Annotated in this window: 4 protein-coding genes and 1 pseudogene; 1 reads left to right on the forward strand and 4 read right to left on the reverse strand. The window is 56.6% G+C overall.

The genetic code is table 11. The features are described 5' to 3' along the window. A pseudogene (locus tag EN955_RS35000) lies at positions 1 to 204 on the forward strand (hypothetical protein); the annotation flags it as partial. 161 nt (positions 205 to 365) lie between these two features. Here the strand turns inward: EN955_RS35000 and EN955_RS33455 are convergent. The 4 genes from EN955_RS33455 to EN955_RS33470 all read right to left on the reverse strand — a co-directional run bounded on the left by EN955_RS33455 (position 366) and on the right by EN955_RS33470 (position 4570). After that, entirely contained in the window at positions 366 to 1595 is a 1230-nt protein-coding gene (locus EN955_RS33455) for an acetyl-CoA carboxylase biotin carboxylase subunit family protein (RefSeq protein WP_024505886.1), read from the reverse strand. A 108-nt stretch (positions 1596 to 1703) separates the two neighbouring features. Beyond that, positions 1704 to 2711 (reverse strand): PLP-dependent cysteine synthase family protein, encoded by a 1008-nt coding sequence (locus tag EN955_RS33460; RefSeq protein ID WP_024505885.1) that lies wholly within the window; start codon positions 2709 to 2711, stop codon positions 1704 to 1706. Next, the gene (locus EN955_RS33465) at positions 2698 to 4068 is read right to left on the reverse strand and encodes a hypothetical protein (protein ID WP_024505884.1); all 1371 of its coding nucleotides are present in this window, start codon (positions 4066 to 4068) and stop codon (positions 2698 to 2700) included. Before EN955_RS33465 ends, EN955_RS33460 begins: the two co-directional genes overlap by 14 nt. Before the next feature lie 10 nt (positions 4069 to 4078). Then, a complete protein-coding gene (locus EN955_RS33470; protein WP_164752927.1) occupies positions 4079 to 4570 on the reverse strand; it encodes a ParB N-terminal domain-containing protein in 492 nt (163 codons plus the stop codon). Between the last annotated feature and the right edge of the window lie 869 nt (positions 4571 to 5439).

The following is a 5439-nucleotide window of genomic DNA, read 5'->3' on the forward strand; positions in this document are numbered from 1 at the left end:
CAACCCGACCTTACCGGCGAACTGTCGATGACCACCGCAAAGCCGCTCGCTCGCTACAGCGCTATCGAAGGCGCGCTCGCGAGCGGCTTCGCTACCGCCGAGCTACACCACCTGTGGGGACGCGACCTGCTCAACTGGTTCAGGCAGCTTTTGCGGCTTCTCATCGCAGCCCTCCAAAGCCAGCCGAAGCGGCTCGAAGCCTGACCAATCTCATTGTTCACGGTCGACTCATTCAGCCGCCTTGACCAAGTCAAAGACTAACTGCTCGCTTTTTTAGAGGATCTTCAAAATGTATACGAGGCCTGGCGGAAGGTCCTCGCCAAACCATCGATCGAAATGAGCAGGTGGGTCCGCAGGCTTTATTTCTATTCGTCATGGGGCGGAAATGGTGTGATCGACCAATCGATCAAATCGACGGCACGCTGAAGTATCGCCTCGGTCTGAGAAACGCTTGGGGAAGCAGCTATAACATGTCCGATCCAGTCTCGGTCATCGCCTTTCCTGACGATCGGCGTCTTAGGTTCAACATACAGTTTGACTTCAGCAACACCTAGTACAGCAGCTGCTTGACTGCCGCCGTCGATCCACTCGAGGGTGCCATCGCGATCAGGAATTAGGGACCGGGCGGCCGCAGTGTGGGAATGCTTTCTCCGCAAATTCCATTCACTGCCGATGACAAGCTTGATGTGCTCGGTGACCAGATCGACACCATAGGCCAATTGAACCAATTGAGGATCGGGCGTGCCAGCAAGACGCGGATTGACTTCAATAACGACTGGGCCACGCTTCGTCCACCGGAGCTCAACATTCGTTGGCCCCCAGCCAAGACCTAGAGCTTGCAAACAACTCAGCGAAACGTCGGCGATACGCTTGTGCTCGTCATCAGTCAGTACAGCTGGAAAGGTGAACCCGCGATAGACGAAATGCGGTAGGGGGTCGAAGTCAGCGAGGGCAATCCCAATGACCTCCTTTCCCATCGTATGGGCGGTATATTGAGGACCCTGTGCAAATTCTTCGACCAGCATCCTCGGCAGAGACTGCCCTATGTGCTTTCCGCTCAACAGGTGGGCAGTGTGTTCGGCCAATTCATCGACATTGCGGCACAATCGGACACCGCTACTGCCTCTGCCTATGGTTGGCTTGAGAATCACCGGCAGGCCGATCTCCGCGGCAAAGCCTTCCACCTCAGCCGCATTCGCTGCTACGCGATAAGCAGGTATTGGAATGCCGGCGCCCGCGAGGACCTCCCGTTGTGTGGATTTGTCGCAGCATCGTTCGATGGATGCAGGGTTTGGTCCCGGCAGCTCGAAATGCCGGCAGAGCTTGCCGGCTATCGCGTAGAACGGCTCCCAGGGGCTCGTAATTCCAGCAATGTCATAAGTCGCACGCAGCCGGGAACATTCGCGGATCAGCGCATCCAGATTGTCTGTATCGACACGGATAGCCTCAGTCGCTTCCGTCGCGAGATACTCGTACTGAGTTGGGTCGGCCGACAGGGTAATCGGATGAAGGCCAAGAGGCTGGGCCGCCTGGACAAATAGCAGACCATTACCGGTTGAATCGCCTTCAATCAGGACGAGTGCTCTTTTTGACATCAGTAAATACCCCGACTGTGCGTACTATGTGGCGGTTTTCGAGGAAATCAGCTTCAAGCTTGTTCAGCCGTGCCGTGACCTCAAACTCTTCGTAGGCGTTCCATTGTCCTAAGGGGGCGGCTGCGGCACAGCGGGTGCACTCGCGAAAAGCTCGGCAAATTCCGCCTCAACGTCAACCAAGTGAATATCGTGAGTCGACAGCCAGTCCTGCTTGAAGATTGTGTCCAGGTACTTTGTGCCGCTGTCGCAGGCGAGGGTCACGATGCACGATCCAACCGGCGCTTCGCGGGCCACGCTGAGCGCCTCGTAGATCGCCCCGCCAGTCGAGCCGCCGACAAGCAATCCGTGCCGCCGCGCCAGGTAGTGGCAAATCGAGAAGGCATTGTCGTCGCTTACTTTCCGCCCCCAATCTATCGCGTCGTAATCGATCACCATGCCCACATTGGCCCCTTCGGGCGTACCAGTGCCCGATTGACGGTAGCACCCGCCCTGACCACCAAAAATGATACTACCGACAGGTTCCACGCCAATCACTTGGACCTCGGGTATATGCAGCCGCAGTTGACGCGCGGTCCCGCACAGCGACCCACCGGTACCGATGGCTGATACAAAATGCGTAATTCTCGGGCCGAGATCCTCAAGCAATTCGGCCGCTAGTCCCATATAGCCGGCGGCGTTGGCAGGGTTGTTGTGCTGCTCGGTCCAGTTAGCCCCCTCTTCCATGGCAATCCGCCTGGCCTCCTCGTCACGCTGGTCGGTGGCTAGGGCGCCATCGTCACTACCAACGACTCGGACGTTGCTACCGAATGCACGAACAGTAACGATCTTATCGACACTTGCATGGGAGTCCATGAGGGCAGTAAATTCGAGTCTGCGGACAGCAGAGATCATAGCCAACGCACTGGCCGTATTCCCCGAGGAAGATTCGACAATACTGGCAGCTTCATCTAGTGTGATAGGCAGGCTGTCGACCATGCTCAATGCCATCCTGTCCTTCATCGAGCCCGTAGGATTGAACATTTCTAACTTGATATACAGACCGACCTCACCGCGTCGCAAGGGAACGTGCAGCATGGGCGTGCGTCCAATCGTTTCAAGAATGCTATTGACGATCATTGCGGGGTAATCCCTGCTTGTTAAGGGTTTCGTCGGCTAAGATCTTCCACCCGCACCGACGCCGGACCGCGGCTATCTTTTTGGGCGACGGGATTTGATGGAACGAACTCTCATTCGAATCCATTTGATACCCGGCGGTATTGGCGAAGACGACAAGATCACCCCGGGCGATGCCACCCTTGATTGTCAGACCGCGTCGGCGGATGATATCCGATTCAAGACAGCTGCGCCCGACCAAAAAATAAGTTGCATCGTACCGCGGCACCTCGCGTTCCTCTCGCCACACGACCACCGGCGACGGCACGAAATCAGCGCCAAACCAGGTTTCGGAGAGTGAAAACGACATACCATCAAGCACTACCCCGAATCGACGGTCACCAAGGTCCTTGACATCAGTCACATGGAAGGCGCTGACCCCACACTGGTCTAGAAGCGAGCGACCAGGCTGCAGCAAAATCGGCAGCTGGTGCCCGTAGAGGAAGTCGCGGTCTCCCGGGTCGGCTAGAGCAGTCTGGATCACTGCAGCCGCGTGCTGGGCTCCAGTAAGCTCCGGAACGTAAGGATAGTTGCCGGGTTTTGCTACGTTGCCCCAGTGGACGCCCTGACCATATGCAACCGGATCGAACCTCTGAACGTAGCGCATGGGATATCCGCCGCCGATGTCGATTCCGCCGGGCGTTAGGCATTTGGCACAGACACGCCGTAGGAAGGCGATGCAGAAGCGCAATTGGTCTGCGCGCGTATGAACCTGGTAGTCGTTGAGATGAAATGACACGCCAACCCGATCTACCTTAGTGTTTTCAAGCAGCATCAGACATGCCATCAGCTGATCCTCGGTCATTCCAAAGCGCGAGCCGGGCTCAGTTATGGGACGAGCCCGAAGGAACAGACGGCTAATACCTCCCACGCCGTCCGCCAGTGCGAGAACGCGATTGAGTTCTTCGATGCAATCGATATGGATGGCCACTTTGTGGAGTATGCAAAGATTGAGTTCGTAATCCGACTTCGCGGGTCCCGTCATCGACATGCGCTCCGCTGGAACTAGGTTCATGAAGGCGGAAGCCATTTCGTGGGCAGAAGAAACGTCAGCGCCGGCGCCAACCAGTGCGAATGCGCGCAGGAGCGAAGCAGATTTACAGGCCTTCAACGCGAACTGGACCTGACAATCGCCATAGACGGTCCGCAACTCGTTCAGCCATTGCAGATAGTTTTCGGTGGCTTGGTCCGGATACACCACATGCAGCGGCGACCCGAAACCATCGACCCAAGCGGCCAGTTCGGATCGGCTATTGAGTAAATCGACCGTCCAATCGCTGAGTAGCGGCCGCGGTTCGTCAGAAAAGTATTTCTGGAACATTGACGGCTCCTCATCTCAGGTCGTCAAGGTCGATTGAGCAGCATGGCAGCGCTATCTGTAACTTGTGGTTTGTCGTCTTGAAGCCCATCAGGTCGCCGGATAGGGCCGCCTGGATGATACTCTCCACGTTAACGGGTCCGGGCTCGGACCAGTAGGTCACATGCAAGTTTGGATCATCATAGGAAAGCAGGATGCATGGAACAGACAAGAGACCGAGCTCCCCGGCACAGAAAAGGCGATGATGACCATCCATAATCACGGAATGGCGATGTTCGACAAAGATCGGCCGGGTCCACCGCCCTGTTTCGGCGATCATCTTTGCTAGCGTCCGAGCACGTTCAATGTTGATTTCCTCGGATGGTCGGAGCTGGCTGACGGGCAGCTTGACGATGGTGTAGCTCGAGATGAGTTGTGCGGACGGCAAGGCTTCCTCCTCAGTCTGTGGTGCATTTGCGGATGACCTCGCATGTGCCGTGCCAAAGGAGAAATCGTTTCTGAACAACGTGATCTCTTTAGGCCTGCATGGCACATATCGAACAAGTCTGTCTGAAAGTCGCCACAGTAATGTCGAGCGCGTTGAGCGGAGGGCGTCGGCATCGCCGATTCATGGACGGAAAGGACCCAGTGGAGTAGCCCTACTACGTGTGGAGGTGTTCACGTAAGTTGAAGAGCTGGCGGTGGTCGCGTGAGGGGAAGGGGCGCTAGTTACAGCATTCTTTGAGCACGGCGCACGGCGCCGAAGGTTACGTGATTGGTAGGTATTCACGTCGGCCAGCTCTTCCGATGCGCAAGGACCTGTGCAATCGAGCCAATGCCGGTTCTTGGCAAATGGTCATGCTGCTGCCTTGCGACCGCGATGTGACAGCGGCGGCATAGATCAGTTATGGCGAATGTGATCTCCGGGACATGGCGCGGATCGGCCCAAGCACCCAATGCTAGGTATCTTAGCGGTTTGCTCCACAACCGCCAAGCAGTAATTTCCCAGGTTAGCAGATTCGGTCCGCGCGCCACATTTACGTTCGGCAGGCACCTGTTCTGCTCGTGTACACAGCGGTGATCTTGAACTTGGCTTGGCACAACGGCCAGGAGAGAGGCCGTGCGCCGCTAGCGGTGGTATACTACGCGTACGATCGAGACAGGATCAAGCCAACATTCTCAAGGCCAATGCCTCAAGCGGGATAGCCATTCGCCCTCTTGTAACCGGTCACCCCTGCCGTTCCGTTGTAACGGTTGTGGTTGATCCGATGGCTCCCTGGCCCGGCTTGTGAGCCATGGACGGACTGAAAACCATCAGGCTCAGTATCTCGAAAAGCACCTGAGCGCCGGCCTGAGCAGTATTGGTCGTGGCATCAAATTGCGGAGCGACTTCGA

The organism is Mesorhizobium sp. M7A.F.Ca.CA.001.04.2.1 (assembly GCF_003998485.1).
Lineage (GTDB): Bacteria > Pseudomonadota > Alphaproteobacteria > Rhizobiales > Rhizobiaceae > Mesorhizobium > Mesorhizobium ciceri.

Coding starts and splice junctions, on each gene's coding strand:
- EN955_RS33455 (WP_024505886.1), bottom strand. CDS start 1,595: ATGTCAAAAAGAGCACTCGTCCTGATTGAAGGCGATTCAACCGGTAAT.
- EN955_RS33460 (WP_024505885.1), bottom strand. CDS start 2,711: ATGATCGTCAATAGCATTCTTGAAACGATTGGACGCACGCCCATGCTG.
- EN955_RS33465 (WP_024505884.1), bottom strand. CDS start 4,068: ATGTTCCAGAAATACTTTTCTGACGAACCGCGGCCGCTACTCAGCGAT.